Source organism: Micromonospora sp. GCM10011541, assembly GCF_042650725.1.
In the GTDB taxonomy this organism is placed as follows: domain Bacteria; phylum Actinomycetota; class Actinomycetes; order Mycobacteriales; family Micromonosporaceae; genus Micromonospora; species Micromonospora sicca.
In genome coordinates this window covers 20,933-47,169 of the sequence record NZ_JBHSBP010000033.1, presented here as the reverse complement: position 1 = coordinate 47,169, position 26,237 = coordinate 20,933, and the positions used below count along the sequence as shown (strand labels likewise).

General features: G+C 74.5%; 27 protein-coding genes. 11 read left to right on the top strand and 16 right to left on the bottom strand.

Translation table 11 applies throughout. From position 1 onward, the window contains the following. Positions 1-38 precede the first annotated feature (38 nt). From ACFOYX_RS13930 to ACFOYX_RS13905, 6 genes are all read right to left on the bottom strand, one after another. Complete coding sequence (locus tag ACFOYX_RS13930; RefSeq protein WP_322441862.1) at positions 39-878, bottom strand: carbohydrate ABC transporter permease; 840 nt, start codon at positions 876-878, stop codon at positions 39-41. Then, positions 878-1,840, bottom strand: coding sequence for a sugar ABC transporter permease (locus ACFOYX_RS13925; RefSeq protein WP_322441861.1), 963 nt, complete (start codon positions 1,838-1,840; stop codon positions 878-880). The genes ACFOYX_RS13930 and ACFOYX_RS13925 overlap by 1 nt, the downstream gene beginning before the upstream one ends. Then, complete coding sequence (locus tag ACFOYX_RS13920) at positions 1,837-3,165, bottom strand: sugar ABC transporter substrate-binding protein (protein WP_322441860.1); 1,329 nt, start codon at positions 3,163-3,165, stop codon at positions 1,837-1,839. The genes ACFOYX_RS13925 and ACFOYX_RS13920 overlap by 4 nt, the downstream gene beginning before the upstream one ends. A 465-nt stretch (positions 3,166-3,630) precedes the next feature. Continuing rightward, entirely contained in the window at positions 3,631-5,307 is a 1,677-nt protein-coding gene (locus ACFOYX_RS13915) for a glycosyltransferase family 2 protein (RefSeq protein WP_322441859.1), read from the bottom strand. Beyond that, on the bottom strand, positions 5,304-6,884 hold the full coding sequence (locus ACFOYX_RS13910) for a glycosyltransferase family 4 protein (protein ID WP_322441887.1): 1,581 nt from the start codon (positions 6,882-6,884) through the stop codon (positions 5,304-5,306). The genes ACFOYX_RS13915 and ACFOYX_RS13910 overlap by 4 nt, the downstream gene beginning before the upstream one ends. Positions 6,885-7,113: 229 nt before the next feature. After that, positions 7,114-8,343 (bottom strand): MFS transporter, encoded by a 1,230-nt coding sequence (locus tag ACFOYX_RS13905; protein ID WP_322441858.1) that lies wholly within the window; start codon positions 8,341-8,343, stop codon positions 7,114-7,116. A gap of 423 nt (positions 8,344-8,766) precedes the next feature. On the opposite strand from ACFOYX_RS13905, the gene ACFOYX_RS13900 reads away from it, so the two are divergent. Beyond that, positions 8,767-9,294, top strand: coding sequence for a GNAT family protein (locus ACFOYX_RS13900; RefSeq protein WP_322441857.1), 528 nt, complete (start codon positions 8,767-8,769; stop codon positions 9,292-9,294). Between the two features lie 46 nt (positions 9,295-9,340). Here the strand turns inward: ACFOYX_RS13900 and ACFOYX_RS13895 are convergent, their stop codons facing one another. Next, positions 9,341-9,502, bottom strand: a complete 162-nt coding sequence (locus ACFOYX_RS13895) for a hypothetical protein (protein ID WP_161557994.1) — start codon at positions 9,500-9,502, stop codon at positions 9,341-9,343. Continuing rightward, on the bottom strand, positions 9,499-10,110 hold the full coding sequence (gene rpsD / locus ACFOYX_RS13890; protein WP_322441856.1) for a 30S ribosomal protein S4: 612 nt from the start codon (positions 10,108-10,110) through the stop codon (positions 9,499-9,501). Before rpsD ends, ACFOYX_RS13895 begins: the two co-directional genes overlap by 4 nt. 400 nt (positions 10,111-10,510) lie before the next feature. On the opposite strand from rpsD, the gene ACFOYX_RS13885 reads away from it, so the two are divergent. Further along, positions 10,511-11,812, top strand: a complete 1,302-nt coding sequence (locus tag ACFOYX_RS13885) for an NAD(P)/FAD-dependent oxidoreductase (protein WP_322441855.1) — start codon at positions 10,511-10,513, stop codon at positions 11,810-11,812. A gap of 7 nt (positions 11,813-11,819) precedes the next feature. Here ACFOYX_RS13885 and ACFOYX_RS13880 read toward each other — a convergent pair whose 3' ends face one another. The 3 genes from ACFOYX_RS13880 to ACFOYX_RS13870 all read right to left on the bottom strand — a co-directional run bounded on the left by ACFOYX_RS13880 (position 11,820) and on the right by ACFOYX_RS13870 (position 14,984). Then, the gene (locus ACFOYX_RS13880) at positions 11,820-13,019 is read right to left on the bottom strand and encodes an AI-2E family transporter (RefSeq protein ID WP_322441854.1); all 1,200 of its coding nucleotides are present in this window, start codon (positions 13,017-13,019) and stop codon (positions 11,820-11,822) included. Between the two features lie 114 nt (positions 13,020-13,133). Next, positions 13,134-13,925 (bottom strand): fused MFS/spermidine synthase, encoded by a 792-nt coding sequence (locus ACFOYX_RS13875; protein ID WP_322441853.1) that lies wholly within the window; start codon positions 13,923-13,925, stop codon positions 13,134-13,136. 78 nt (positions 13,926-14,003) lie between these two features. Further along, positions 14,004-14,984, bottom strand: a complete 981-nt coding sequence (locus tag ACFOYX_RS13870) for a DUF2267 domain-containing protein (RefSeq protein ID WP_322441852.1) — start codon at positions 14,982-14,984, stop codon at positions 14,004-14,006. A 202-nt stretch (positions 14,985-15,186) separates the two neighbouring features. Between ACFOYX_RS13870 and ACFOYX_RS13865 the strand changes: the two genes are divergently transcribed. The 4 genes from ACFOYX_RS13865 to ACFOYX_RS13850 all read left to right on the top strand — a co-directional run bounded on the left by ACFOYX_RS13865 (position 15,187) and on the right by ACFOYX_RS13850 (position 17,279). Continuing rightward, positions 15,187-15,501, top strand: a complete 315-nt coding sequence (locus ACFOYX_RS13865; RefSeq protein ID WP_322441851.1) for a hypothetical protein — start codon at positions 15,187-15,189, stop codon at positions 15,499-15,501. Positions 15,502-15,681: 180 nt separating this feature from the next. Then, positions 15,682-16,029: an STAS domain-containing protein gene (locus ACFOYX_RS13860; protein WP_322441850.1), complete on the top strand. Its 348-nt coding sequence runs from the start codon at positions 15,682-15,684 to the stop codon at positions 16,027-16,029. Positions 16,030-16,099: 70 nt separating this feature from the next. Further along, positions 16,100-16,546 carry a response regulator gene (locus tag ACFOYX_RS13855; protein ID WP_109804626.1) on the top strand — a complete coding sequence of 149 codons (447 nt, stop codon included), beginning with the start codon at positions 16,100-16,102 and terminating at the stop codon, positions 16,544-16,546. Between the two features lie 181 nt (positions 16,547-16,727). After that, positions 16,728-17,279, top strand: a complete 552-nt coding sequence (locus ACFOYX_RS13850) for an ATPase (RefSeq protein ID WP_322441849.1) — start codon at positions 16,728-16,730, stop codon at positions 17,277-17,279. A 7-nt stretch (positions 17,280-17,286) separates the two neighbouring features. On the opposite strand, the gene ACFOYX_RS13845 is transcribed toward ACFOYX_RS13850, so the two are convergent. After that, positions 17,287-18,132: a hypothetical protein gene (locus ACFOYX_RS13845; RefSeq protein ID WP_322441848.1), complete on the bottom strand. Its 846-nt coding sequence runs from the start codon at positions 18,130-18,132 to the stop codon at positions 17,287-17,289. Positions 18,133-18,475: 343 nt separating this feature from the next. On the opposite strand from ACFOYX_RS13845, the gene ACFOYX_RS13840 reads away from it, so the two are divergent. Further along, positions 18,476-19,426: an endonuclease/exonuclease/phosphatase family protein gene (locus tag ACFOYX_RS13840; RefSeq protein WP_322441847.1), complete on the top strand. Its 951-nt coding sequence runs from the start codon at positions 18,476-18,478 to the stop codon at positions 19,424-19,426. A gap of 10 nt (positions 19,427-19,436) precedes the next feature. On the opposite strand, the gene ACFOYX_RS13835 is transcribed toward ACFOYX_RS13840, so the two are convergent. After that, a complete protein-coding gene (locus ACFOYX_RS13835; RefSeq protein WP_109804628.1) occupies positions 19,437-19,862 on the bottom strand; it encodes an OsmC family protein in 426 nt (141 codons plus the stop codon). A 75-nt stretch (positions 19,863-19,937) separates the two neighbouring features. Next, on the bottom strand, positions 19,938-20,885 hold the full coding sequence (locus tag ACFOYX_RS13830) for a serine/threonine-protein kinase (RefSeq protein ID WP_322441846.1): 948 nt from the start codon (positions 20,883-20,885) through the stop codon (positions 19,938-19,940). A gap of 179 nt (positions 20,886-21,064) precedes the next feature. Between ACFOYX_RS13830 and ACFOYX_RS13825 the strand changes: the two genes are divergently transcribed. The 3 genes from ACFOYX_RS13825 (at position 21,065) to ACFOYX_RS13815 (ending at position 24,038) form a co-directional block, all read left to right on the top strand. Continuing rightward, a complete protein-coding gene (locus tag ACFOYX_RS13825; protein ID WP_322441845.1) occupies positions 21,065-21,298 on the top strand; it encodes a hypothetical protein in 234 nt (77 codons plus the stop codon). 510 nt (positions 21,299-21,808) lie between these two features. Then, positions 21,809-22,555 (top strand): response regulator transcription factor, encoded by a 747-nt coding sequence (locus ACFOYX_RS13820; RefSeq protein ID WP_377534004.1) that lies wholly within the window; start codon positions 21,809-21,811, stop codon positions 22,553-22,555. After that, positions 22,533-24,038 (top strand): ATP-binding protein, encoded by a 1,506-nt coding sequence (locus ACFOYX_RS13815; RefSeq protein WP_322441844.1) that lies wholly within the window; start codon positions 22,533-22,535, stop codon positions 24,036-24,038. Before ACFOYX_RS13820 ends, ACFOYX_RS13815 begins: the two co-directional genes overlap by 23 nt. Before the next feature lie 188 nt (positions 24,039-24,226). Here ACFOYX_RS13815 and ACFOYX_RS13810 read toward each other — a convergent pair whose 3' ends face one another. Further along, complete coding sequence (locus ACFOYX_RS13810) at positions 24,227-25,072, bottom strand: arginase family protein (protein ID WP_322441843.1); 846 nt, start codon at positions 25,070-25,072, stop codon at positions 24,227-24,229. A 37-nt stretch (positions 25,073-25,109) separates the two neighbouring features. Between ACFOYX_RS13810 and ACFOYX_RS13805 the strand changes: the two genes are divergently transcribed. Next, positions 25,110-25,790, top strand: coding sequence for a helix-turn-helix domain-containing protein (locus ACFOYX_RS13805; protein WP_322441842.1), 681 nt, complete (start codon positions 25,110-25,112; stop codon positions 25,788-25,790). A gap of 13 nt (positions 25,791-25,803) precedes the next feature. Here the strand turns inward: ACFOYX_RS13805 and ACFOYX_RS13800 are convergent, their stop codons facing one another. Continuing rightward, positions 25,804-26,202 (bottom strand): VOC family protein, encoded by a 399-nt coding sequence (locus tag ACFOYX_RS13800; protein ID WP_322441841.1) that lies wholly within the window; start codon positions 26,200-26,202, stop codon positions 25,804-25,806. Between the last annotated feature and the right edge of the window lie 35 nt (positions 26,203-26,237).

The following is a 26,237-nucleotide window of genomic DNA, read 5'->3' as shown; positions in this document are numbered from 1 at the left end:
TTTCGAGGGGTTGTGCGTCGGTGCAGGGGGAGCGGCGGTCAGCCCTTGACCGCGCCGAGGCTGAGCCCGGCGACGATCCGGCGTTGCAGCAGCAGCGTCAGGACGACCGCGGGTACGGAGTAGAGGGTTGCGAGGGCCGTCATCGGACCCCAGTCGAGGCCGAACTGGCTCTGGAAGTTGGCGATCGCGATCGGGGTGGTCTGCGCCCGGACCGAGGTGATCAGGAGGGCGAAGAGGAACTCGTTCCAGGAGGCGAGGAAGGCGAAGATGGCGGTGACCGCGACCCCGCCGGAGACCACCGGCAGGATTACCCGCAGCAGCGCGGCGAACCGGCCGCAGCCGTCGACCAGGGCGGCCTCCTCGATCTCCCGGGGCACGCCCTCGAAGAAGCTGGTCAGCAGCCAGATCGACAGCGGCAGCGCCACCGTGGTCTGGGCCAGGGCCAGCCCGGTCGGGGTGTCGGTGAGGCCGACCGCGCCGAGGATCGTGACCAGCGGGATGCCGACCGCCACCGCCGGGGCCATCCGGACCAGCAGCGAGCCGGCCATCAGCGCCCGACCGGTCCGGCTGCGGTACCGGGTGATGCCCCAGGCCGCCGGGATTGCCAGCGCCATCGACAGCAGGGTGGCGATGACGGCCGTGCTGACGCTGTTGATGAACGAGGCGGTGACGCCCGGCCGGTTCACCGCGGCGAGGTAGTTCTCCAGGCTGAACCGCTGTGGCAGCACGGTCGGCGGCACCGCGATGGCGTCCACCGGCGGCTTGAAGGAGGTAAGCACCAGGTAGACGAAGGGGAACCCGTAGACCACCACGACCGCGACGGCGGCGGCCCAGAGCAGCCCGGTCTTCACCCGCGCGGCGAGCAGGTGGGACGACATCACGACTCCTTGCCCGGCCGCCAGATGGTCAGCACCGCGACCATCGCGACCATCATCATGACGATCATGAACAGCGTGCTGGTGGCGGCGGCCGTGCCGGGGTCGTTGTAGCTGACCATCGTCTTGTAGATGGTCAGGCTCAACGTCTCCGAGGCGGACTGCGGGCCACCGCCGGTCTGGATGAGGATCACGTCGAACGCCCGGGCGGCGTCCACGCCCCGGATGATCAGCGCTACCGCGATCACCGGTCGCAGCAGCGGCAGGGTCACGCTGACCAGCAGCCGCAGTCCGCGGGCGCCGTCGAGACGGGCCGCCTCGTACAGGTCCGGCGGGATGGCCTGGAGGCCGGCGTAGAGCACCAGGGTCATGAACGACGTGGTGAGCCAGACATCGGGCAGCGCCACCGAGAAGAGCACCAGATCGGGGTCGCTGAGCCAGGAGACGTCACCCGGGTTGTCCAGGATCCCGACCCGGGTGAGCAGCTCGTTGACGATGCCGACGTTGTCGATCATCAGGAACCGCCAGAGCAGGCCGGCGACCACCGGGGCGATCATCAGTGGGTAGAGGAAGAGCGTCTGCAGGATCCGGGAGCGCGGCCCGAGCCGGTGGAACAGCAGCGCCACCGCCAGGCCCAGCAGCAGCTCGGCCGTGACCACGATGACGGTGTACGCCAGGGTCCGGCCGGCGGCCGCCCGGATGCCCGGGTCGGTCAGGGCGGTGACGTAGTTGTCCAGCCCGACGAAACTGCGCCCGTTGCCCAGCTCGGAGCCGGTGTAGAGGCTGTCCAGGGCGAGCTTCACCAGCGGCCAGCCGACCAGCGCGAGCAGCACCACCGCGGCCGGCGCGGCGAGCAGGGTGGCGTACCCGGCGTCCGACAGCCCGCGGCGGGTGCGCCACCCACCGGCCTGGGCCGGCGTACGAGGGGCGGTCCCCGGCGGTGCTGCCTGCGCTGTCGAACTCATTTGATGATGCCCTCGATCTGGGTACGTGCCGCCTTGAGCAGCGCGGCGTAGTCCGCGCCCGGCGTCAGCGCCTTCTGGATGGTGGGGACCAGGACGCTGTCGACGATCCGCTGCCAGTGCGGGGTGGCAGGGCGGGCCCGGGTGGCGCTGGCGTTGAGCGTGGCCAGCAGCGGGCCGAACGACTCGTAGCCGGGCTTGTCGGCGTACTGCTGGTAGGCGGACTTGCGGGCGGCGAGGCCGAGGGTGGTGTCGATGCTCAGCGCGTTGTGGTCGTAGGCGGCCTTGATGAACTGCTGGGCCAGGTCGGCCTTGGCGCCGCCCTTCGGGGCCGAGAGGTACCACGGGCCGGGGATGCCGGCGACGCCGGCGGTGCCGCCGACCATCGGCGCCGCGCCGACCTTGCCGGCGACCTTCGCGTCCTGCGGGATCTGCCGGTACGCGTGCGCCCAGAACCGGGTCATCGCGGTCTGGCCCTGGTTGAACAGGTTCTGCGCGGCGTTCCAGTCGGTCTGCGCGGCGCCCGTGGGGGCGACCTTGTGCTTGTTGTTCAGGTCGGCGTAGAAGGCCAGCGCGGCGACGTGCTGGGCGTTGTCGACGATGACGTTGCCGCTGTCGTCGAGGACGACGCCGGGGGAGCCAGCCTGGAGCACGTGGGCCAGCCACTCGGTCTCCACCGCGCCCTTGACGTCGGTGCCGTAGAGCTTCTGGTCCGGGCGGGTGAAGAAGGTGGCGATGTCGGTGAATTGCTGCCAGGTGGTGGGCGGGGCGAGCGGGTAGCCATACTTCTTCTGGAAGGCCGCCTTCTCCTTCGGGTCCTCGAACAGGTCCTTGCGGTAGAAGAGGATCTCGCTGTTGGTCCACACCGGCATGCCGATGAAGTGCCCGTCGGCCTGCGCCTCCTGGATCAGCGCCGGGAAGAGGTCGGTCTTGACCGCGTCGGTGAACAGGCCGTCCAGCGCGGCGAGCTTGTTCGCGAAGAGCGGGATCCAGACCGCGTCGACCGCGCAGACGTCGAAGGAGGGCTTGCCGCCGGCCAGTTCGCTGGTCAGCCGGTTGAACAGCCCTTCGTAGGGGAGTTCGACCAGGGTGACGGCGCTGCCGGTGTCCTGCTTGAACTTGTCGACCACCGGCTGCAACTCGATTTTGCCGCCGCCCTCACAGGCGACGGTGAGGGACTTGTCGCCGGCGGAGCCGCTGCCGCTGGCGCCACCGGCGCCGCAGGCCGAGGTGCCCAGCAGGGCGGCCGCGCCGGCTCCGGCGGTCAGGCCGAGGAAGCCACGGCGGTTCCACCCGCCGGTTGTGGTCCGCATACCGCGAATAGCCATGGTCTGCTCCGTTCAGGGGTTCGCCGGGCGCGTTGGGGGCGCGCGCCGGAGCGCGTGGTGGGAGACGGGTGGGGTGCCAAAACCTTTTGGCAAAAGCTTTTGGCAGAGCGTAAGAGCGCCCTTCGTAGCGGTCAAGTGTCGAATCTGTTACATCCCCGTACCCGCCGGCCCCCGGGCGGCGGCGGCCGCCGCGCTCACCTTCCGGGCCAGCGCCGACGCCAGCGCCCACTACACCGTGAACGTCGACGCGGCCCGGGCTGGTCAAGCTGTGGCGGCCGGGCCGGGACGTCGCCGTGTACCCGACGCCGATCGTGCGCGGCCGGACCTACCACCTGAAGGTGGTGGCCGCAGGTTCACGCATCAGGTCTTCCTGGACGGGGACACCACCCCGGTGATCGACGTCTGCGACGGCACGTACGCCGGTGGCCGGTTCGGGGTGAACGTCTTCGACGCGGTGGGGGAAGCTCAGGACTTGACGCTGAGCTGAGCCACCTGCACCGGGCCCGGCTCAGCGTGGTTCCCCGGCGCGGCCACGGTCGTCGTCGGGGAACCGGCCGGCCGGGTCGCCGGCCCGACCGTACGGACCGGCGTCGGAGCGGCCGGCCCGCTGCGGCGCAGGCGGCGGGCCAGCCGGCTGACCAGCTGCCCGGCGGTCACCGGGACCACGGAGAGGACGAGCTGCCCGCTGCGCGGGTCCACGGTGGCGGCGACGCCGTACAGGCGCAGGCCGTGCCGGAGCAGGCGGGGACGGCCGGTGGCCAGCCGCGGCGCGCGGACCGGGGCGCTGCCCCGGCCGTGTGTGCCGGTCAGCTCGGCGCGGACCGGGTGCCGCTGGCCGGTCGCCGCGCTGGCGGCCAGCAGCCGGTCCACCGGGAAGTCGGTGCGGACGGTCCGGCCGGTGGGGTCGGTGGCGTCCAGCAGGGTGGTGCCGGGGAGCTGCCCGGCGACCAGCCGGACCGGCCCGGCCTCGGCCGCGAACCGGGGGTACGGGCTGCGGGTGGTCACCGCGAGGGTGAGCCCGCCCTGCCAGGTCACCTCGACCGTGTCGAGCTTGGCCAGCCAGTCGGCCCGGACGTCGGTGACGTCGGCCCAGCCGCCGGTCCGGGCGCCCGGGTAGCCGGCGTGCCACCGGCCGTTCTCGACCACGGTCGGGGGGACGCCGCGTTCGGCGTCCTGGTCGATGACGGCGAGCAGGTCGTCCACGCCACCCGCGGTCACCGCGCCGAGCCGCAGCCGGGCCTCGATGTCGAGCCGGTCCCGCAGGTCGTCGGTGACGTACCGGTCGACCAGCCGGCGGACCACCGCGTGCACCTGTTCCTGGTCGGCCCGGTCCAGCCGGCGGAAGTCGTCGCCCACCAGGTTGGCCAGTTCCAGCCCGACGTGGCGGCGCAGCACCGCGTCGCGCCGGGGGCCGGCCGGGATGAGCGCGGCGACGAACGCGAAGAGCCGTTCGACGCTGACCAGCCGGGCCGCCAATCGGCTGTGGTAGGTGATGTTGCGGGCGTTGAGCCGGCGTACCGCGTGGTAGTAGTCGTAGTCGGCGAGCACCGAGGTGCGCCGGGCCCGGTAGCAGGCTTCGAGGGTGAACGGCTGGTCGCTGAGGACCGGCATGTCCTCGGGGAAGCGCAGCCCGTGCCGGTCGACCAGCTCCCGCCGGAACAGCTTCGTGTTGGCCAGGGCCCAGGGCAGCGCCGAGTCGAACAGGTCCACGTCGACCGCGTTCCCGGCGGCGAAGACGTCGGAGAAGACGTGCCGGCCGTTGACCCCGACCACCCTGCCCAGCACCACGTCCGAGCCGTGCCGATCGGCCGCGGCGACCAGCCGTTCCAGCGCCTCCGGCCCGAGGTGGTCGTCGGAGCCGAGGAAGAAGACGTACCGGCCGGTGGCCAGTTCCAGTCCCCGGTTGCAGGGGGCGGCCGGGCCGCCGGAGTTGGGCTGGCGCAGCACCTTGACCGTGCCGGGGTGCCGGGCGGCGAGCCGGTCCAGCAGCCGACCGCCCCCGTCGGTGGAGCCGTCGTCCACCGCCACGATCTCCATCCGCTCGTGACCGATGGTCTGCTCCAGCAGCGAGGAGAGGCATTTCCGCAGGTACGGCATGGTGTTGTAGACGGGGACGACGACGCTGACGTCGGGCGCGGTCATCGGATCGCTCCTTGGGCGGTCGGCCGGTCGGGCAGGGGCGCGCCGGGCGTCGCGGGGTCGGGCGTCGGGGGCGGTCCGGCGTCCGCCAGCAGCCGGTGGTAGACGCCGTCCAGCACCTCGGCCTGCGCCCGCCAGGTCCAGCTCTCCAGCAGACCCGGCCGGTCGTACGCGGCGCGGTAGCGGGCGGGGTCGGCGAGCACGGCGCCCACGGCGCGGACGAAGTCGTCGACGTCGGCGGCCCGGAACACCTCGCCCTGACCGGTCTCCCGCACGGTGGCGGCCATGGTCCGCACGTCGCTGACCACCAGCGGCAGCCGGGCGTGCGAGTACTCGAAGAACTTGGTGATCAGCGCGATCTCGTGGTTCGGCCAGCGGTGGATCGGGATCACCCCGACGTCCGCGTCGGACAGGAACGGCACGACCTGCCAGTGCGGCACGTACGGCAGGACGTGCAGCCGGTCGGCCACCCCGGCCCGGGCGGCCCGGGCGGCGAGCTGCTCGACGTACCGCAGCGCGGGGTTGACCACCAGCGCGACGTGCACCCCGGGCAGTCGGGGCAGAGCGTCGACGAGCGTGTCCAGGCCGCGCTGCGGTGCGGCCGCGCCGCTGTAGACCAGCAGCGGCACGTCGGCGTCGAGGCCGCACTCGGCGCGGATCTCCGGCGGCGGCGCGTCGTCGACCGGGCCGTGCTCCGCCGCGGGGGCGTTGAGCAGTACGGCCGGCGGCGCGGGCAGCCGGTGCTCCCGGCGCAGCAGCTCGGCGAGGTCGTTGGAGACGGTGAGCACCGCGTCGGCGTGCGGGGTGTACTCCCGCTCGTGCGCCCGGTGCGCCGGCAGCCAGCGGGCGTGGTCGCGCCACGGCTTGATGCCGGGCAGGAACTCGTGTGCGTCCCAGACCAGCGCGACCCGCCGGCCCTGCCCGGCGGCGCGGATCTTGGCGCGGGCGCCGACCCCGAGCATCCGGAAGTCGTGGGCGTGGATCAGGTCGGGGCGGAGGCGGTCGATCTCCGGGCCGTAGGCCAGCTCGTAGTCCCACAGCCCGGGCTCCAGCCGCCGCCAGGCGCGGTCGCCCTGCACGACCTGCCAGAACAGGGTGTACGCCCGGTCCCACGGGTTGCGGAACTTCCGCCCGCTGCGGACCCGGTTCAGCATCTTCGTCCGCAACCACACCCACCGGCCGACCAGCCGGGCCACCGTCGCGCGCAGCCGCAGTCCCCGGCGGGCCCGGCGCAGCCGGCCGGGATCCAGCTCGCCGGCGCGGGCCCGCTGCTCCAGCAGCGCGGCGCGGACGGTCAGGTCGGCCTGCCATGCCCGCACCCAGTGGGCCCGGTGCTCGGCGATCCCACCGGGCCGGTACGCCAGCGGCCAGCGCAGCCAGGAGCGGCGGAACTCGTGCCGGCGCCGGTCCAGCGGGTTCGGCATCGGCAGCAGCCGGACCTCGGCGACGCCGAGCTGCCAGCGGCGCTCCACCTCGTCCGGCGACCGGCCGAGCAACGTGACGTCCCAGCCCGCCTCGGCGGCCGAGCGGGCGATCTTCTGCACCCGGGAGTCGCCCTCGACCCTGTTGTCGACGAGCATGACGATCCGGCCGCGGCGCGGTCCGGCCGTCGTCTCGTCCTGTCCCACTGCTGGTCCTCCGCTGGTCGGCCGGCGTCTCAGGCGCGACCCACGCTGGTGGAGCCAGTCGTCTCAGCGACGACGTGGACATGACGTCCAGGCGACCGTCAGGCGGCAGTTGGGTTGTGACCCAGGGCACAGCGACCGCCGGTGGGGAGGCCGAACGGGCCCCCCCACCAGCGGCGCCCGGTCAGCCGTCGGCGGCGGCGAGCCGTCGCCAGACCAGCGCGGTGAGCAGCGCCATCGCCGTTCCCGCCAGCCAGAACGGCGCGACGATGCTTCCCGTCGCCTGGGCGACCAGGCCGCCGGTCGCCGTGCCGACGGCCGCCCCGCCCAGGTCGGCCAGGGAGTACGCGCCGTTCACCCGGCCGCGCAGCCGGTCCGGCACGAGTCGCTGTCGCAGCGACACGACCACTACGCCCCAGACCATGGTGTGCACGCCCCAGATGGCCAGGGCCGCCCCGGCCACCCAGGGTTGCCGGGTGGTGGCGAGCACCACCTGGAGCCCGACCTCGACGAGCAGCCCGACCCGCAGCAGCGTCGGAGTGCCGAACCGGGCCCGCAGCCGGGGCGCCAGGGCCGTGCCGGCCAGCCCGCCGAGCGCGGCGGCGGTCAGCAGCACCCCGTACCCGACCTCGGTGAGGCCGAGCCGCTGCCGGGCGTAGAGCACGAACGCCGCGAACGCCGCGCAGAACGCCACGTTCATCACCGCGATGCAGCCCGCGAGGGTCCGGAGCACCGGCACGCCCCAGAGCGCGCGTACCCCGGCTGCGATGTCGGCCCGCAACGACCGGCGGGGGTCGCCGACCGTCGGTGCCCCCACCGTCGGGGGCACCGGACGCCAGCGCAGCAGCGCCAGCAGCAGCGCGGCCAGCCCGAAGGTGGCCGCGTCGAAGGCGAACGGCGCCGCCGCGGCCAGGACGAAGAGGTACGCCCCGAGCGGCTTGGCCGCGAACTGGTTGCCGAGCACGAAGGTGGCGAAGAGCCGGCTGTTGGCCTGCTCCAGCCGTTCCGGCGGGACCACCGACGGCAGCAGCGCGCCGGCTGCCGCGTCGGACAGGGTCTCCCCGACCGAGGTGAGAAAGAACGCCAGGCAGATCAGTGGCACGGTGGCCCGCCCGGCGAGCACCGCGACGGCGAGCGCGGCCAGCACCAGGCCCCGGCCGACGTTGACGCCGACGATCAGCCGGCGCCGGTCGAGCCGGTCGACCAGGGCCCCGCTGACCAGGGCGAAGAGCAGCCACGGCAGCTGCTGGGCGAACACCGCCGCGGCGAGCGCGGCCGGGTCCCGGGTGAGCGAGGCGACCAGCAGCGGTCCGGCGACCATGGTGACCCCGTCGCCGAGGTTGGAGACCGCGTTTGCGGTCCAGAGGCGGCGGAAGTCGGGGCCGAGCCGGCCGGTGGGGACGGTGGCGGTCATGCCGACCACCGCGCAGGGGTCTGACGTCCGGGCGCGACGAGGCGCCCGGACGGGTTGTCCGGAAGCACGAGGAACTCCCTCGGAAGCGATGTGGGTTGGCGTGGTCACGCCATGACGGAAGACCCGCGCGGGGGCGGGTCACCTGATCGCTTCGCGGCGAGGGGCGGGTGTCGAGGAGGCGATCCCGCTCACGGCGGCGGAGCCGGCGGTGGGCGGAATCGGCGGGCCAGGCGGCGACGGGCGCCGCGTGGCTCGGGTCAGGACACCGTGGTCCCCAGCGGCGAAGCGGGAGCCAGCACCGTGCCGAGAAGAGCCATACCCATGATCGACCTCCTGTCGTCCACGGGTCACGCTAGCGGCCGTCGGCCCGGTCCGCGGCCCCGGTTGGATATCGGTCGGGGCGGTGGGCGAGAGTGTGGCTACGTGAGATACCTGCGCACCGACGGGCGGGTCGGGATCCGCCGCCCCCGCCCTGCCGACGAGAGCGAGTTCCTCGCCGCCGCCCGGCGCAGCCGGGACCTGCACCACCCGTGGCTCGCCGCCCCGGACGATCCGGAGAAGTACGCCGCGTACCTGCGCAAGGTCCGGGGGCGGGACAGCTCGGGCTACCTGTTCTGCGACCTGGCCACCGGAGAGATCGCCGGGTACGCGACCATCAGCGGCATCGTGCTGGGCGCGCTGCGCGGGGGCTACCTCGGCTACGCCGCCCTCCTGCCGTACGCCGGGACCGGGCACGCCTCCGCCGGCATCGGTCTGGTGCTCGACCACGCCTTCACCGGGCTGGGGCTGCACCGGCTGGAGGCGAACATCCAGCCCGGCAACGAGCCGTCCAAGCGCCTGGCCCGCCGGCTGGGGTTCCGGCTGGAGGGCTTCTCCCCGGACTACCTCTTCATCGACGGCGCGTGGCGGGACCACGAGCGCTGGGCGATCACCGCGCCGGAACCCGCCTGACAGCGTGGTGGCGGCCGCCGTACGGCGACCGCCACCGGATGTCGGCTCAGCGTCCGGGGCCGCGGGCCTGCGGACGCTGCCCGGTCAGGCGCTCCAGCCGCGCCTGTTTGTGCTCGACGCGCCGCCGTTGCCGGGGCGTCAGCTCCGGGCGGCCGCTCTGCCGCAGGTACGTCGGCACCCGCCGGTCGTTCGGGATCGGCAGCTTCATGATCCGGTCCTCCGTTCCTCATGGACGGCGAGGGAGAGGTCCCGCAGCACCGGTACCTCCTGCCGCTGCGGCTCCCGGGTCAGCGTCGCGGTGAACCGCTCGGGCCGCACCTCCAGGTACGGCGGGGCGTCGCCCTCGGCGTACCCGGCGACCGCGAAGGCGACCGGGGCCCGGCACTGCCGCTCCGGCCGCACCCGGATGGTCTGCCCGGGGCGGACCAGGTACGACGACCGGTTGACCTTGCCGCCGTCGACCGTGAACGTGTTGTGGGCGACCAGGTCCCGGGCCTCGTCCATGGAGCGCGCGAAGCCCGCCCGGTGCACCAGCGCGTCCATCCGCTGCTCGAGCTGCCCCACCAGGTTCTCCGCCGCGTCACCCGGCTGCCCGCCCGCCGCCGTCAGGGCCCGGGCCAGCTGCCGCTCCCGCAGCTCGTAGGCCGCACGTACGTGGTGCCGTTGCGCGTCGTCCAACCGGTACCCGCGCGGGGCGCGCCGTGGCCCACCGCGTACCCCGACCGGGTGTCGTTGCCGCCGCAGCCGGTAGCCGTGCGCGGGATGCAGCGGGACGATGTCCTCGGGCGAGGGACGTACCGTGGTCCGGACCGCCATGTCGTTTCCTCCCTCTCTCGCGGTCCCACCACCCTCCGCCGCCGTCGGGTGAGGCGACCCCACCCGGTCCGGGTGAGCCGGCGGTCAGCTGCCCGGCTTCGGGAAGGCCACCGGGCTGCGGTGCCCGTCCCGGTCCACCGCCCGGACGCCGAAGAAGACGTTGTCCTTGGAGAGGTCCACCGTCACTTCGGTGACGTCACCGACCGGGATTACCTGCTGCCACTCGGCCGGTTGCGGTCGGGCCGGCCGGCCCGGACCGGGCGGCGGGCCGGCCTCGTGCGCCGCGGCGGGCGCGGCGGCGAGCGACGGCTACGTCCGGCTGAGCCACGGCTGATCCCGTCCCCGGCCGGGCGAGAATCGCCCACGTTTGTCGCGCGTGTCGACGGGAACGGCAGCGGGCATGACGAAACCTCGTGTGGTGATCGTGGGGGCCGGGTTCGCCGGATACCACGCGGCGAAGACGTTGAGCCGGCTCGCCGGCAAGCGGGCGGAGATCGTCCTGCTGAACTCGACCGACTACTTCCTCTATCTGCCGCTGCTGCCCGAGGTCGCCGCCGGGGTGGTGGAGCCGACCCGGATCTCGGTGCCGCTGTCGGGCACCCTGGACGGCGTCCGCGTGGTGATCGGCGAGGCGGACCGGGTCGACCTGCAGAACCGCTGGGTCGGGTACCGGCAGCAGGAGGGCGACCGCGGCCAGCTGGCGTACGACCGGCTGGTCCTCGCCGTCGGCAGCGTCAACAAGCTGCTGCCGATCCCCGGGGTGACCGAGTACGCGCACGGCTTCCGCGGCCTGCCGGAGGCGCTCTACCTGCACGACCACGTGGTCCGGCAGATCGAGCTGGCCGAGCTGTCCGAGGACCCGGCCGAGCAACGGGCGCGCACCACCTTCGTGGTGGTGGGCGCCGGTTACACCGGCACGGAGGTCGCCGCGCACGGGCAGCTCTTCACCGACCGGCTGATCGCCCAGCGGCCGCACCTGACGGTGCGCCCGCGCTGGATGCTGCTCGACATCGCGCCCCGGGTGCTGCCCGAGCTGGGCGAGCGGATGTCGCGGACCGCGGACCGGGTGCTGCGGCGACGCGGCGTGGACGTGCGGATGGGCACCTCGGTGTCGGAGGCCACCCCGGACGGGGTGATGCTGACCGACGGCGAGTACGTGCCCACCTGCAGCCTGGTCTGGTGCGTCGGCGTGCGCCCCGACCCGTTCGTCGCGGAGCTGGGGCTGCGTACCGAGAAGGGCCGCCTGGTGGTGGACGAGTTCCTCAACGTCCCCGGCTACCCCGAGGTGTACGCCTGCGGCGATGCGGCCGCCGTGCCCGACGTGACCCGGCCCGGCCAGATATGCGCGATGACCGCCCAGCACGCGCAGCGGCAGGGCAAGCTGGCCGCCCACAACATCGCCGCCTCCTACGGGCACGGCAAGCGGAAGCCGTACAAGCACTACGACCTGGGCTGGGTGGTCGACCTCGGTGGCAAGGACGCGGCGGCCAACCCGTTGAAGGTGTCGCTGTCCGGCCTGCCGGCCAAGGCGGTGACCCGCGGCTACCACCTGCTGGCCATGCCCGCCGGGAACCGGGCCCGGGTGGGCGCCGACTGGGTGCTCGACGCGACCATGTCCCGGCCCGCCGTGCAGCTCGGCCTCGTCCCGGCCAACGCGGTGCCACTGGAGAGCGAGTCGCCCGAGATTGTGCGCCGGGCCTGAGCGACGGTCAGCCGCCGGCCGGCGGCGCGGCCCCGCCCGTCTCGGGGGCCCGCCCGCCGGCCGGCGGTTGGTCCGGCCCGCCGCGCGACGGCGCTGGCCTGCTGGTGGATCCGTCCTGCCTGCCCGCCCCGCCCGCCGGCTCGGCGGCGCCGGTGGCGGGTGACGGCACGGTGCGCAGCCCCTTCGGGGCGAACTCCCGGAGCAGGATCTGGGCGATCCCGGCCGCCGGGATGGCCAGCAGGGCACCGAGCAGGCCGGCCAGCTCCGCCGCGACCAGCACGCTCACCAGCACGGTCAGCGGGTTCAGCCGGACCGCCCGGGACATGATCACCGGCTGGAGCAGATGATTCTCCGCCTGCTGGTAGACGACGAAGAAGACCAGCACGATGACGCCCGCGGTGGGGGAGTGCGCGAACCCGGCGCCCGCCGCGATGATCGCGCCCAGCGTCGCGCCGACCAGCGGGATCAGGTCCGCGATGGCCACCAGCAGGGCGATCACCGCGGCGAAAGGCACGCCGGTGAGGAACAGCACCAGGAAGGTCAGGCCGCCACAGATCAGGCTGATCAGCAGGTTGCCACTGAGGTAGCCGGTGATGGTGCGGGCGGAGTCCCGGCCGATCCGGCGCAGCCGTTCCGCCCCGCCGTCGCCGACCAGGGCCAGCGCGCCGGCGATGATCTTCGGGGCCTCCAGCACCATCAGGTACGCCAGAACGATCACCGTGACCACCCCGGCGACGGTCTGGACCACGCCCCGTACCACCCCCACGGCGGGCTGGCCGAGCCGCGAGCCGTACCGCTGGAGCTGCTCGGCGTGGGTGTTGGCGTAGTCCCGCAGCCGGAACCGGGTCAGCAACTCGCCCACCGGTCCCCGGCCGGCCCGGGCCTCCCGCACCAGCTCCGGCGCCCGGTCGGCGAACCGGCCCACCTCGCCGGCCAGTGGCAGGACGATCACCGCGACGAGGGCGCCGAGCAGGACGAACGCGGCGAGGAAGACCAGCAGGGTGGCGAGCGCGCGCCGTCGAACCAAGCCGCGTTGCAGCCGGTCGACCAGCGGTTTCAGGGCCACCGCGAAGAACGCCGCGACCAGGGTCCAGATCAGCACCCGTCGGGCGGCCCAGACCAGGGCCAGCCCGACCAGGGTGACCAGCACCAGGCCGATGACGATCAGCGCCCGGCGCGCGGTGGACCGGTCCTGGGCGTCGCTCATCCGGCGCGGCTACCCGGCGCGGCTCCGGGAAAACCCGACGCCCGATCCGGGCCGGCGCCGGAGGGAAGGGCTTGCCGGGATCCGCTCGGTCGGGCGCGCCGGGTGGGGCGCGGGTCAGTCCGCGGCGAGGGTGGCGTCGGTGGCGGGGCGGGCGCCGGAGACGAAGGCGTCCAGCGCGGGGCCGTGCAGCACCCCGCCCGGGGCGGGGTCGCCGGCCACGCGGGCGGTCAGCCGGCGTACCGGCAGGCGGTCGGGCCGGTGCGCGGCGGCCAGCACCAGGTTGCCGTACCGGCGTCCGCGCAGCATCCGGCGGTCGGCGACCAGGCACACGTCGGCGAAGACCGCGCGCAGGGTGGCCACCTGCGCCCGGCAGAAGACCAGCGGCGGGAGGTCGGTGACGTTGACCAGGTAGACGCCGTCCGGGTGTAACGCCCGGGCCACCTCGGCGGCGAACTCGACGCTCGCCACGTGCCCCGGCATCCGGGCCGCCCGGTAGACGTCGGCGAGGACCAGGTCGTACCGACCGGGCGGGGCGGCGGTCAGCGCGTCCCGGGCGTCGGCGACCACCACGGCCACCTCGGGTGGCGGCGGCGGCAGTTCCCGGCGGACCAGGTCGACGACCGCCGGGTCCCGCTCGACGACCAGCTGCGCCGATCCGGGGCGGGTGGCGGCCAGCCAGCGCGGCAAGGTGAGCGCACCGCCGCCCAGGTGCAGCGCGGTCAACGGCCGGCCCGGCGGGGCGGCCAGGTCGATCACGGCGGCCATCCGGCGGACGTACTCGAAGTGCAGGTGGCGCGGGTCGACGACGTCCACGTACGACTGGGCGACCCCGGCGGCGAGCAGCGTACGGCCGGTCCGTCGGGCCGGGTCGACGACCAGCGCCAGGTCGTCGGCGTCGCTCTCCATGGCCGGCAACGCTAGCCCAGGCGGTGGGCGGCCGGCCGGGTCGGGCCGGCGGGTGCCGCGCCCGCCGGCCCGGGCGGCTCAGCCGGCGTTCATCCCGGCGCCGACCTCCTCGATGGCGTCGTCGACCCGGTGGGCCAGGTCGACGTCGAGGCCGGTCACCCCGTCGACCCGTTGGGTCCGCACGGTCAGTACGGCGCTGTCCGGGTCCGGCCGGCCGATCTGCGGGGCGCGGCCGACCTCGGTCCGGAGTTGGTCGAGCCGGTCGAGCACCCGGTCCAGGTTGTCCGGTGGCAGCTCGATCGTGCGGACCAGCGACTGCCGGTCGCTCGACCAGTACCGCAGGCCGCTGAGCGCGTCCCTCAGCTCCTGCTCGTTCAGTGGGGCCGTGGCCGACGTCGGACCCACCAGGCCGCCGCCGGGCTCCGGCGGCGGCGCGAGCAGCTCCCGCAACCCGTCCGGTACGCGCAGCGACTCGACGAGGTCGCTGTCGGCGTCGGCCAGCGCCGCGAGGGTCGCCTCGGCCTGGTACCGCGCCTGCTCCGGGGTGCGGCCGCTGATCCGGGCCACCTCGGCGAGGAAGCCCGCCAGGTCCTGGTGCCGCTCGATGCCGTCTACCGGCACCACGTCGTGCAGCTTCATCGGCACCGCCTCGAGCAGCCGTTCCCGCGCCGCCTCGTCCAACGCCCATGCCAGCGCCAACACGGTCGCCTCGGCGCCCACCTTGGCCGTGGTGAAGTCGACCCCGGCCCGCCGGCAGACGTCGTCGACCAGGGCGCGGTATCCGAGGGTGGTCACCCCGGGTGCGCCCTTGCCGGGTTCAGTGAGCGGCCGAGCGGGCTGCGGCACGCCGGCCGGCGGCGGGGCGGGACCGCCCCGGGTGGTGTCCGGCTTGTGTCGCCCGGCGGGCGGCGGGCCGGCCCGCCTCCCCCGGTCCAGGGAGGTGATCTGCTTGGACGCGCTCAGGCTGGCGCCGGTCTGGCTGGCCTGCCGACCTCGCTCGCGGGCCTCCCGGGCCAGGGCCCGTCGGCGCTGGTTGTCGCCCTCCATCTGCTTGCGCATCGTCGCACCTCGTTCCTCGTCGGTACCGCTGTTTCCGCGGGTCGCCTTCCCGCCGTCGCGGGGAAGGAAACGACCCCGGCGGGCGCCCGGCGGTGGCCGGACGTCAGCTTCATTCGCTGGGGGTGAGGGGTGCTCACCCGACGGCGGCCCATGATCGGGGTGGACCGGAAGACTTCCGAGGCACGCGGAAGGGAAGGTCGTCATGAAGAGGATCGTCGAGATCGTCCCCGCCCGACCCGGCTGGTACGCCCGGTGGCAGTTGGCCTCCGAGGACACCCGCTGTTACCCGGTGACCCTGTGGGCGCTGCTGGAGGAGACCGACGGGACCGGCCGTGAGGTGGTCGGCGTCGACTCCGTCGGACAGTGGCCCGGAGCGGACGACAACGAGGCGGGTGGGGAGTTCGTCCGCTATCTCTTCCAGACGCCCGATTCCGGGCCACCGGAGGACGCGGAGCCGCCCGCGGTGGAGGAACTGCGGTCGACGGGCCCGCGGTTGCAGCCGGTCCCGGCTGCCTGAGCCACCCTCCCCGGCCCCCGGCCCCTGGTCCCAGGGCCGGGGGCCACCCCGTCCTCCGACCCGCGCATCAGCGGCGGGAGGTGCGCGCTGACCGTTGCCGTCCGAGCGTCGCGACCCGTCTCGCGTATACTTGCTGCACTGCAAGCACCCCGCCTGCGGTGGGAGCGGGAGGGATCCAGGTTGACGCTCACCGTCACGCACGCCCGGCGGGCCGGCGGTCCGGCGTGCCTGCGACTCGCCGGTGAGCTCGACATGAGCACGTCCCCCCAGCTCAACGCCGCGATCGACCGGCTCGCCGCCGACGGTGAGCGATACCTGCTGATTGATCTCACCGAGCTGACCTTCTGCGACTCGACCGGCATCGCGGCGTTCATCCGCGGGGACAACCGGGCCTCGGCCGACGGCGGTTGGTTGCGGGTCACCGGGGCGGGTGGGCGGGTGGCGCGGGTGTTGCAGGTGACCGGGCTCGCCGAGGTTCTCCGTTACGACGCGGACACGCCCGATCTGGCCTCGCCGTTCCGCCCGTGATGGGCTAGATTTCCCCGCCAGCAGGTGACCGAGAGGTCCCACCCCGCCACCGACACGAAGCAGGTAACCCATGGGTCCAGCCAGCCCCAGCCCCGTTCGGATCCTGGTGGTGGACGACGACCCGGGCGACGTCCTGATGATCGAGGAGGCCCTCGAGGACTCGGACGTCGAGAAGGTCATCGACGTGGTCAACGACGGCCAGGAGGCGATGGAGTTTCTCCGGCGCGAGGGCCGGCACACCGACGCCCGCCGCCCCGACATGATCCTGCTCGACCTGAACATGCCCCGGATGGACGGCCGGCAGGTGCTCGGTGAGGTGAAGCGGGACGAGGACCTGCGCACCATCCCGATCGTCGTGCTCACCACGTCGAACGCGGACACCGACATCGTCGGCAGCTACACCCTTCAGGCCAACGCGTACGTGACGAAGCCGATCGACCTGGACGACTTCAACGACGTGGTGCGCCGCATCGACGAGTTCTTCGGCCGCGTGGTCGTGCTGCCGAAGCGTTCCTGAGCCTGGTTCGTCCTCATCGCCGCCGCCCGTACGTCGGGTGGCGGCGATTGTCCACGCGCGGTCGCCGGTCGTCGACCGCCCTCGGATGCTGAACATTTTTCTCGAAGCGCCCCGGCCGTCGCCGGCAGCGCCCAGGATCGGCAGGTGGGGAAGAAACACCAGCTGCCTGGGGGGCGACAGTATGAGGTTCTCCGTCGTTGAGACCGGTTACGACCAACGGCAGGTCGATTCCTGCCTGGACGAGCTGGGGATCCGGTTGACCCGGCTCGCGGCGCGGGCGGAGAGCGCCGCCGGCGCGGGTCGGGAGTGGGACCAGATCCGGCAGGAGGCGAGCCACCTCTGCGATCTGCTCGACCGGCGGGGCGCGCCGGCCGCGGGCGACGGTACGGCCGGGCGGGCCGGCGCGATGACGGTGGAGCGGGAGGCCGCCGCCCTGCTGGCGCTGGCCCGTGGCGAACTCGACGCCGCCCGCGCCGAGGCCCGCCTGGTGCGGGAGCGGGCGTACGCGGAGGCGGTGGAGGCCCGCCGCGACTTCGAGGCGGCTCTGCTGGCCCGCCGGCGGCGGGAGGCCCGGGTCGACGACCTCCTCGCCGGCCTGGCCGTGGATCCGGTGCCGGCCGACACCCCGACCGCCGCCGCGGCCGTGCCCGGCAACGGGGTGCCGGCGACCCGGGTGGCCACCGGCGTCACGGACGCCCCGGCCGAGCCGCCGTCCGAGCGGAGTGCGGCCTGACCGCGGCTCAGATCAGCGCGTCGACCACGGTGGTGGCCCGCTCCTCGTGCTTGGCGTACGCGTCGGGGAAGGCGGAGACCTGCACGGTCTGGGCGGCCTCGGTGATGCTGAGGTCCGCCCAGCCGGGCACCTCGAGCAGCGCCGCGTAGAACGCCCGGGCCGCGTACGCCGGGCGCATCAGCTCGGCGACGCTGCCCCAGCCGCTGCTGGGCCGCTGCTGGAACAGCCCGACCGAGTCGTGGTCGGCGCCGCTGCCCTGGTGCGGATAGTCGTACGACTCGGGCAGCACGTCGCTGGCCAGGTTGTAGAGGTTGCTCTCCTGCATCGCGGTGGCGATGGCCACGATGAGCCCGCGGCGCGGCAGCTTCATGTCCCGCCCGACGTCGACGATCACCTTGGCGTTGTCCATCTGGCGCTGGTCCAGGCCGGCGACCGGCCGTGGGCGCTTCGGCCGCACCGGCTTCCGGGGGGCCTTCTTCGTCGGCTTGGGGCTCGGGGTGGCGGCCGGCACCGGGGTGACCGGCACGGCGACCGGCGGCGCGGTCCGCTCGAAGTCCCGGGAGGCGCGCTGCTCGGCCTCGGCGGCGGCCGCCGCCCGGTCCGCCATCACCTCGCGTACGGGCTCGTGGCGCTGCCCGATGTCCCGGGCGCCGACGACGGCGACCAGGCCGAGACAGCAGGTCACGCCGGTGGCGACGGCAATCCGGGCCGAGGTCGAGGCGAGAGGTCCGCGGCGCGGCGGTTCCGGGGCCCGGTGTCGCCCGATCGTCCTTTCGGCTGACGCGACATCGGTGGTACGGCCGGTGGGCGGCGTCTCGGTCTGCTTCTGCTCGGGGGAGTCGTCGGGATGCACTCGCCGAGGCTAGAGAGCATCCCGTCGCTTGCCACCGGGCCGGTTGATGGCATGCGTCACAATTTGCCATGATCCGCGGGGGCATTACCCTCGCGAAATCACGAAGCAGGCTCATCACTCGTTTCGGATTTGTCGGCTATTAACGATCCGCCAGGGCGAAGCGGGCGTAAGATCATCTTCGGTGCGCGACGCGCGGCCCTCCTCCGTTCGGCCCATGGGTCACCCCGCCGACCTGCCGGCGATCGGTCCCCCGGAGGTGCCGGTCCGTCAGGCCGTACCCCGGTCGACCCGGCTGCCGCCGTCGGCCCGCCGGGGCCATTCCCGGCTCGATACGATGCGGATGGTGACGGAGGGCGTGATCGACGAGCGGACGACCGATGCATCACACGGCCGCGGGGACCGGCGGGGGTTGCTCGTCTGCCTGCTCGCCGGCCTGCTCGCCGCACTGCTCGCCGGCCACCGCGCGATCCCCAACGTGCACGGTTTCGGCAGCCTGGTCGACAGCGCCACCCCGCTGCTCGGCCTCGGCGTACCACCGCTCGCGCTCGCTGCCGCGCTGCGCCGGTCCCGGCGGGCGCTCGCGGCGGTGCTGCTCCCGGCGGTGGTCTGGGCGGCGCTCTACGGCGGCGCGTGGCTCCCACCGGCGGCCGGGGCCGGCCCGGCCGCGATCCGCGTCGCCAGCCAGAACCTGCGGTCCGGCAATCCCGACCCCGCCGCCACCGTGGCCCCGCTCGCCGGCTCCGGCGCCGACCTGATCGCGCTCCAGGAGGTCGACGAGGAGGACCGGGTCGACGCCGCGCTGCGCGGGCGGTACCCGCACCAGGCCACGGTGTCGACCGTCGCCCTGTGGAGCCGGTGGCCGATCCGGGACTCCGCCGGCGTGGACACCGGACTGGGCTGGACCCGGGCGCTGCGCGCCGTGGTCGCCGCCCCGGGCGGCGACCTGGTGGTCTACGTCGTCCACCTGGGCTCCGCCCGGGCGGGGCACACCGCCACCCGGGACGAGACCCTCACCGCCCTGGCCGCGACCGTCCGCGACGACCACGCCCCCCGGCTGGTCGTGCTCGGCGACCTGAACACCGCCGCCACCGACCGGGTCTTCGTGCCGCTCACCCGGCTGCTGCACGACGCGCAGGCGGACGCCGGGCAGGGATTCGGCTTCACCTGGCCGGCCCAGCTGCCGGTGACCCGCCCCGACCACGTGCTCTACCGCGGGCTCACCCCGACGGCGGCCGGCGTGCTGCGCACCCCGGACAGCGACCACCGGGCCGTGACCGCCGGCTTCCGCTGGTGAGCCCGGCGGCTCAGTGCCGGCCGTTCTCCGCCGGGGTGACCGTGAGCCGGTGCCGGCTGTTGTCGCCGCTAGAGAAGGGCCAGAGCCGGTCGGCGTACGCGACCAGGTCGGCCAGCTGTTCCCGGGTCAGCCCGGCCGAGGAGATCTCGGCGTGCACGTCGGCCCGGTAGCGGCCGTCGTCGTCACGGCCCAGTCTGGCCTCCGCGGTCACCTGGACCGTGTGCGCTTCGTCGGTGATGTCGGCGGCGGCCTCCACCGCCGCGTGATGCAGGCAGGACGCGAACGCGGCGGCGAGCAACTGCTCGGGCTTCAGCCCGGTGCAGTGCGGCGCCAGCGGCGACGCGAGGGCGGTGGAGAGGCCACCGTCGTCCGTACGTACATGTCCGCCCGCGGCGGTCGCGGTGGCCTCGTGCAGCCAGGAACTCGGATCCGGCATCGCGTTCCTCCCGTCACTCACCCGCCCGGCTACCCGGCCCCCGCCGGGTGAAACCGGGCCGGGGCCCGTGGAGGCTCAGCTGGCCCACTCCCTGGGTTGCCGGTCGACGGCCATCGCCTCGGTGGCCTCGGCGGCCGCCCGGTCGGTCCACGCGGAGACCGGCGCGGTCCGCTGCCGGGGCGCCGCCGTCACCATCGGCACGTAGACCCGGGCGTCCACCACCTCGGCGAGCAGCAGCGCGGCCATCAGGCTGCTGGGGCGCTGCGCCGGGTCGTCGGCCAGGCAGCGCCGGCACAGGTCGGTGACCTCTGCCGGCAGGCCGTCGATCTCCGGCAGCGGCTCCGGCGCCTGCCGCTTCCGCGCGCCCAGCAGTTGGGTGGTGCTGCTGGCGGCGTACGGCAGGCGGCCGGTCAGGCAGTAGTAGAGCAGCACACCGAGGGCGTACATGTCCGCGGCGGGGGTGGCCGGCTGCCGGTCCAGCTGCTCCGGGGCCAGGTAGGCCGGGGTGCCCACCACGATGCCGTCCGGGGTGTGGTCCGTCGCGCCGGTCGAGGTGGCGATGCCGAAGTCGAGGACCTTCACGCCCGACGGCGCGAGGATCACGTTGGCGGGCTTCACGTCGCGGTGCACGATGCCGTGCGCGTGCGCGGCGGCCAGGGCGGCGCTCACCTCGGCGCAGACCCGGACGGCGATCCGCCAGTCCAGCGGGCCCGCCCGCAGGTGGGCGGCCAGCGTCTCGCCCTCGGCCAGCTCCATCACGATGTAGGGCGCCTCGCGGCCGGGCATGGCCGTCGAGGTGCCGAAATCGTGCACGCTGGCCACGTTCGGGTGTACCAGCCGGGCCGCCGAGCGGGCCTCGGACCGGATCCGCTCCACCGACGTCGCCTCGTCGTCCAGGCTGGGCGAGATCAGCTTCACCGCGACCGTCCGGTCCAGCACGAGGTCGTGGGCCCGCCAGACCTCCGACATCCCGCCGACGCCGACCCGCTGTTCGAGCTCGTACCGCCCGCCCAGCGTCCTCATCGACCACTCCTCGTCCTCGTCCCGCCCCGGCCCGATCCGGCGCTTCGGGACGCGGTACCCGGGGCCCGAGCTGGGCAAACCGCCCCGGGTTTACCGGCCGGGGCCGGCCGCGGCGGGGTAGCTTCCCCTCCAGGGGCACGGTGACCACGGGTGCCGGCCCGAGGATGGAGGGTGTGCGGGTGGCTGAGGTGCGCGTACGGTTCGTCGGCGGGCCCGCCCACGACCTGGTCCGGGAGTTGCCGGCCGACCCCGACGGCGCGCCGCCGCAGTGGTGGATCATGCGCCATCCCGGCCATGCCGCGCCGGCGGCCGGCGGCGGACCGGACCACCTCTACGAGCGGGACCACCGGGACGGGTACGGCACCTGGACCATGCGGTTCGTCCGCACCGACCCGCTCGGCGCGACCGAGTGAGGCGCGGCGGTCAGGCCGGGCCGCGCCGGTGGTGCCGAGGATGACCGAGGCGACCAGTTCCGGGTCGTCGTGCATCGGCACGTGGCCGCAGCCGGTGAGCGGCGACCGTCAGCGCCGTCCACGGCGAGGCCGGCGCCCCGCCGGTACGCGGGTCGCGTGCGCCCACCGGGCCGGTGCGCCTCGGCCAGTTCCGCCTCCGCGGCGCGCAGCACGGCCAGCCGGCCCGCCACCGCGCGCCGGGCCGCCGGCAGCGCCGTCCGCTCGGTCACCGCCACCCGCGCCGGCTTGTCCCGCCACCACCAGCGAGCCTCGAAGCTCCCGTCCAGTCCCATGCCGCCAGCCTGCGGGCCGTGCCTGGAGGGCAGGTGGGTCGGACCTGTGGCCGCGCTGTGCCTCGGCCGCACCGCCGGGTGCGGGCCTCGCGCGCGTGTGGGCGACCCGGCGGGGCCGCACAGCTGGTACACAGGATCGGGACAGGCCCGGCACAGCGCAGCGACCCACGATGGGGGCATGGTCATGGACGGGCAAGCCACACAGAGTCGGATCGAGCTGCGTCGCCCCGACGGCGAACCGGTGCGGGTGCTCGTGGTCGACGACGAGCCGACACTGACCGACCTGCTCTCGATGGCCCTGCGCTACGAGGGCTGGCAGGTCCGCAGCGCGGGCAACGGGATGACGGCGCTGAGCACGGCCCGGCAGTTCCAGCCCGACGCGGTGGTGCTCGACGTGATGCTGCCCGACCTGGACGGCTTCCAGGTGCTGCGCCGGCTGCGCGAGCAGACCCCGACCGTGCCGGTGCTCTTCCTCACCGCGCGGGACGCGGTGGAGGAGCGGATCGCCGGGCTCACCGTCGGCGGCGACGACTATGTCACCAAGCCGTTCAGCCTGGAGGAGGTGATCGCCCGGCTGCGCGCGCTGCTGCGCCGCTCCGGTTTCGCGGTCGCCACCCGGGAGGACGCCGTGCTGACCGTCGGCGACCTCAGCCTGGACGAGGACAGCCACGAGGTACGCCGGGGCGGCGATCTGATCACCCTCACCGCGACCGAGTTCGAGCTGCTGCGCTACCTGATGCGCAATCCGCGCCGGGTGCTGAGCAAGGCGCAGATCCTCGACCGGGTCTGGAACTACGACTTCGGCGGCCAGGCCAACGTCGTCGAGCTCTACATCTCGTACCTGCGCAAGAAGATCGACGCGGGCCGTGAGCCGATGATCCACACGCTGCGCGGCGCGGGGTATGTCCTCAAGCCCGCGGAGTGATCTGCGCGGGCGGCTGCGGCGGCGGCTGGCCGGCTGGTCGCTGCGCCGCCGGCTGGTCCTCTCCGTGGTGGCGCTGCTCGCCCTGGTCAGCATCGGCATCGGCGGGGTCACCACGGTTGCCCTGCGGCACTTCCTGATCGCCCAGGTCGACAATCAGCTCACCATGGGTGACCGGCGCACCGGCGACCTGCCGCCCTGGCTGCGCCAGCCCGGGGACCCGCGACGGCCGGACTCCTGCAACCAGCCTGGGCCGGAGCCGCCGCGTGGCTTCCGGCCCGGCTCGATCGCGATGCGGGTCGCCTGCGGGGTCACCACGGCTACGGCCCGAACCGAGTCCGGGACAGTCGACACCGTTTCGGCCACCGACGTCACCGCGCTGTCCGCGCTGCCGCTCGACGGGCGGCCCCGTACCGTCGAGGTCGGCGACCGGGGTGACTATCGCGCGGTGGCCCATCGGACGCCCGACGGGGACGTGCTCGCCGTCGCCATCCCGCTGACCGGCGTGGAGGAGACGGTCATGCGGATGATCGTCGCCCAGGCCGGCGTGGTGGCCGCCGGGCTGCTCATCGCGGGCGGCCTCGGCGCGCTCATCGTCCGGGCCACCCTGCGCCCGCTGAACCGGGTCGCCGCAACCGCCGCCCGGGTCACCGAGTTGCCGCTGGACCGGGGCGAGGTGGCGCTGTCGGTGCGGGTGCCGGCGGCCGACACCGACCCGCGTACCGAGGTGGGCCAGGTGGGCGGCGCGCTGAACCGGATGCTCGGCCACGTCGCCGCCGCGCTCGCCGCCCGGCAGGCCAGCGAGATGCGGGTACGCCAGTTCGTCGCCGACGCCAGCCACGAGCTGCGTACCCCCCTCGCGGCCATCCGCGGGTACGCCGAGGTGGCCCGGCGCGGCCGGGACCGGGTGCCGCCGGACGTGGCCCACGCGCTGCGCCGGGTCGAGTCGGAGAGCACCCGGATGACCAGCCTCGTCGACGACCTGCTGCTGTTGGCCCGGCTCGACTCCGGCCGGCCCCTGGCGGCCGAACCGGTCGACCTGACCGCGCTGGTGGTCGATGCGGTCAGCGACGCGCACGTGGCCGGCCCGGAGCACTGCTGGCAGCTCGACCTGCCCGACGAGCCGATGGCCGTGACCGGGGACGCGGCCCGGCTGCACCAGGTGGTGGCGAACCTGCTCGCCAACGCGCGGGTGCACACCCCGCCCGGCACGACCGTGACCACCCGGCTGGCCCCGGTCGCCGGTGGGGTCGAGGTGAGCGTCGCCGACGACGGGCCGGGCATCCCACCCGACCTGCAGGACGAGGTCTTCGAGCGGTTCGCCCGCGGGGACAGCTCCCGGTCCCGGGCGCACGGCAGCACCGGCCTCGGCCTGGCCATCGTGGCCGCCGTGGTGGAGGCCCACCACGGCCGGGTCGACGTGGCGAGCCGCCCCGGCCACACGGTCTTCACGGTGTGGCTGCCGGATTCCACAGCCGACGCATAGGTGTTCACGGTGCCGGACCAGCGGGCCGCCCGAGGCCTGCCGGCATGGACAGAACAGAGAGCCTGCTGACCGCGCCCACGACCGCGCAGCCCGCACCGGCGCCCACCGCGGCGCCCGTGGCGGACCCCGCCGCGTCGGTTCATCCTGCTCCGGCTGGGCATGCGCCACCGTCGTCGCTGACCGGCAGGTCAGGAAGCGAGAGCGGCCGAGAGGACCTCGACGAGGCGTCGGGCGTGGCGCCCGTCGGGGTCCTCGTCGGCGTTGAAGTCGGCCACGCTCAGCCCGAGCAGTCGTTCGGACCGGGCCAGCGGTCCGACCAGCGCGACCAGGTCGTCCCAGTCGAGACCGTCCGGCTCAGGATAGGTCACCGCGGGCAGCGCACCGGGGTCGAGCACGTCGAGGTCGAGGTGGAGCCAGGCCGGCGCGACCCCGTCCGCGGCCAGCTCCCGGCCGACGGCCGCGGCGCCGCGACGCCGCAGCGCGGCCGCCGGGAGCCGGACCACCCGGGGGTCGACCCGGGCGGCCTCCCGCCGGCTCGGATCGTCGCCGGGCGGGCGGTGGCCGAGCAGTCGGACCTGCGCCGGGTCGACCAGCGCCCGGCCGAACAGGTCGGGGCCGTGGCCGGTGAGGATGGACAGCTCCATGTCCGCCCCTTCGCCGGTCTCCGACGTCCGGCCGTCGAAGAAGTCGACGTGACCGTCCAGGAACCACAGGCCCGTACCGGCCGGCAGGTCGAGGAAGACGCCCAGCAGGATCGTGCAGTCCCCGCCGAGCACCAGCGGACGCTCGCCGGTGGCCCGCACCCGCGCCACCCCCGCGGCGATCGCGCTGCTCGCCCGGCGGACCTGCGCGGCGCCGATCAGGCCGGTGGCCGGGTCCCGCCGCGGATCGTCGATCCGGGCGTCGACCGCTCCGCCGTCCCGCGCGTCGAGCCGCTCCAGCAGGCCGGCCGCCCGCAGCGCGCCCGGCGCGCGTTCCTCGCCCCGGCCCCGGCCCGAGGAGTCCAGCGCCGCGTCCAGCACCGTCCATCGCACCGCCGCAGGCTAGCGTGCGCGTGGCAGGCTGGGCGGCATGTACCGGGAGATGCCGGCCGATCTGCCCGGCGCGGTGCGCTGGACCAGCGTCAGCGGCGGCGCGCCCGCCCGGGTGTTGCCGGACGGTTGTCTGGACCTGCTCTGGTCCAGCCGGTCCGGGCTCCTCGTCGCCGGCCCGGACCGCACCGCGTACCTCACCGACCCGACGCCGGGGGAGCGGTGGGTCGGCCTGCGGCTGCCGCCGGGCATCGGCCCCGCCGTCTTCGGCGTCCCCGCCGACGAGCTGCGCGACCGGCGGGTGCCGCTGGACGTGCTCTGGGGCCGAGCGGCGACCGAGGTGGCCGAGCGGCTGGGCGAGCGGCCGGGCGCCGTCGCTCTGGAGTCCGTCGTCGCCGCCCGGCTGGCCGCCGCCGGAGGGCCGGACCCGCTCGGCGTACGGGTCGCCGCCCTGCTCGCCGCCGGGACGAGCGTCACCGCGACCGCCGCCGACGTCGGCCTCGGCCCGCGCCTCCTGCACCGACGCAGCGTGAGCCTCTTCGGGTACGGCCCGAAGACCCTCGCCCGCATCCTGCGCATGCAACGGGGGCTGGCCCTGGCCCGCACCGGCACGCCACTCGCGGAGGCGGCTGCTCGCGCCGGCTACGCCGACCAGGCCCACCTCACCCGCGAGGTGCGGGAGTTGGCCGGGATGCCACCCACCCGGCTGCTGGGGAGCTGACCGGCCGGGCGGGTCAGCGGGATTTCAGGGGTGCGAACAGGTCCACGCCGTTGCCGTCCGGGTCGTGCAGGACCGCGTACCGCTGGCCCCAGAAGGCGTCCCAGGGCGCCAGGTGGCCGTGGTGCCCCGCCCCGGTCAGCTCGGCGTACCAGCGGTCGACCTCGGCCGGGTCGGCGCAGCGGAACGCCAGGTTCGCCCGGGGGCTTCCGGTGGGCGCCGTCCAGTGCGGATCGAAGCCGCGGATCATGTCGACGGTGTCCCAGGCCAGCCGGACACCGCTGTCCAGGGTGATTTCCACGTGCGACTCGCGCTCCGCGCCGGGCGGGATCGCCAGCCCCAGCCGGCGGTAGAAGTCCAGGGTGCATGCCATGTCGGTGACGGCCATGCCGATCAGGTCGAAGTGAGGTGTCATGGCGGTCACGGTAGGGGCGCACGGGGCCGGTCGTC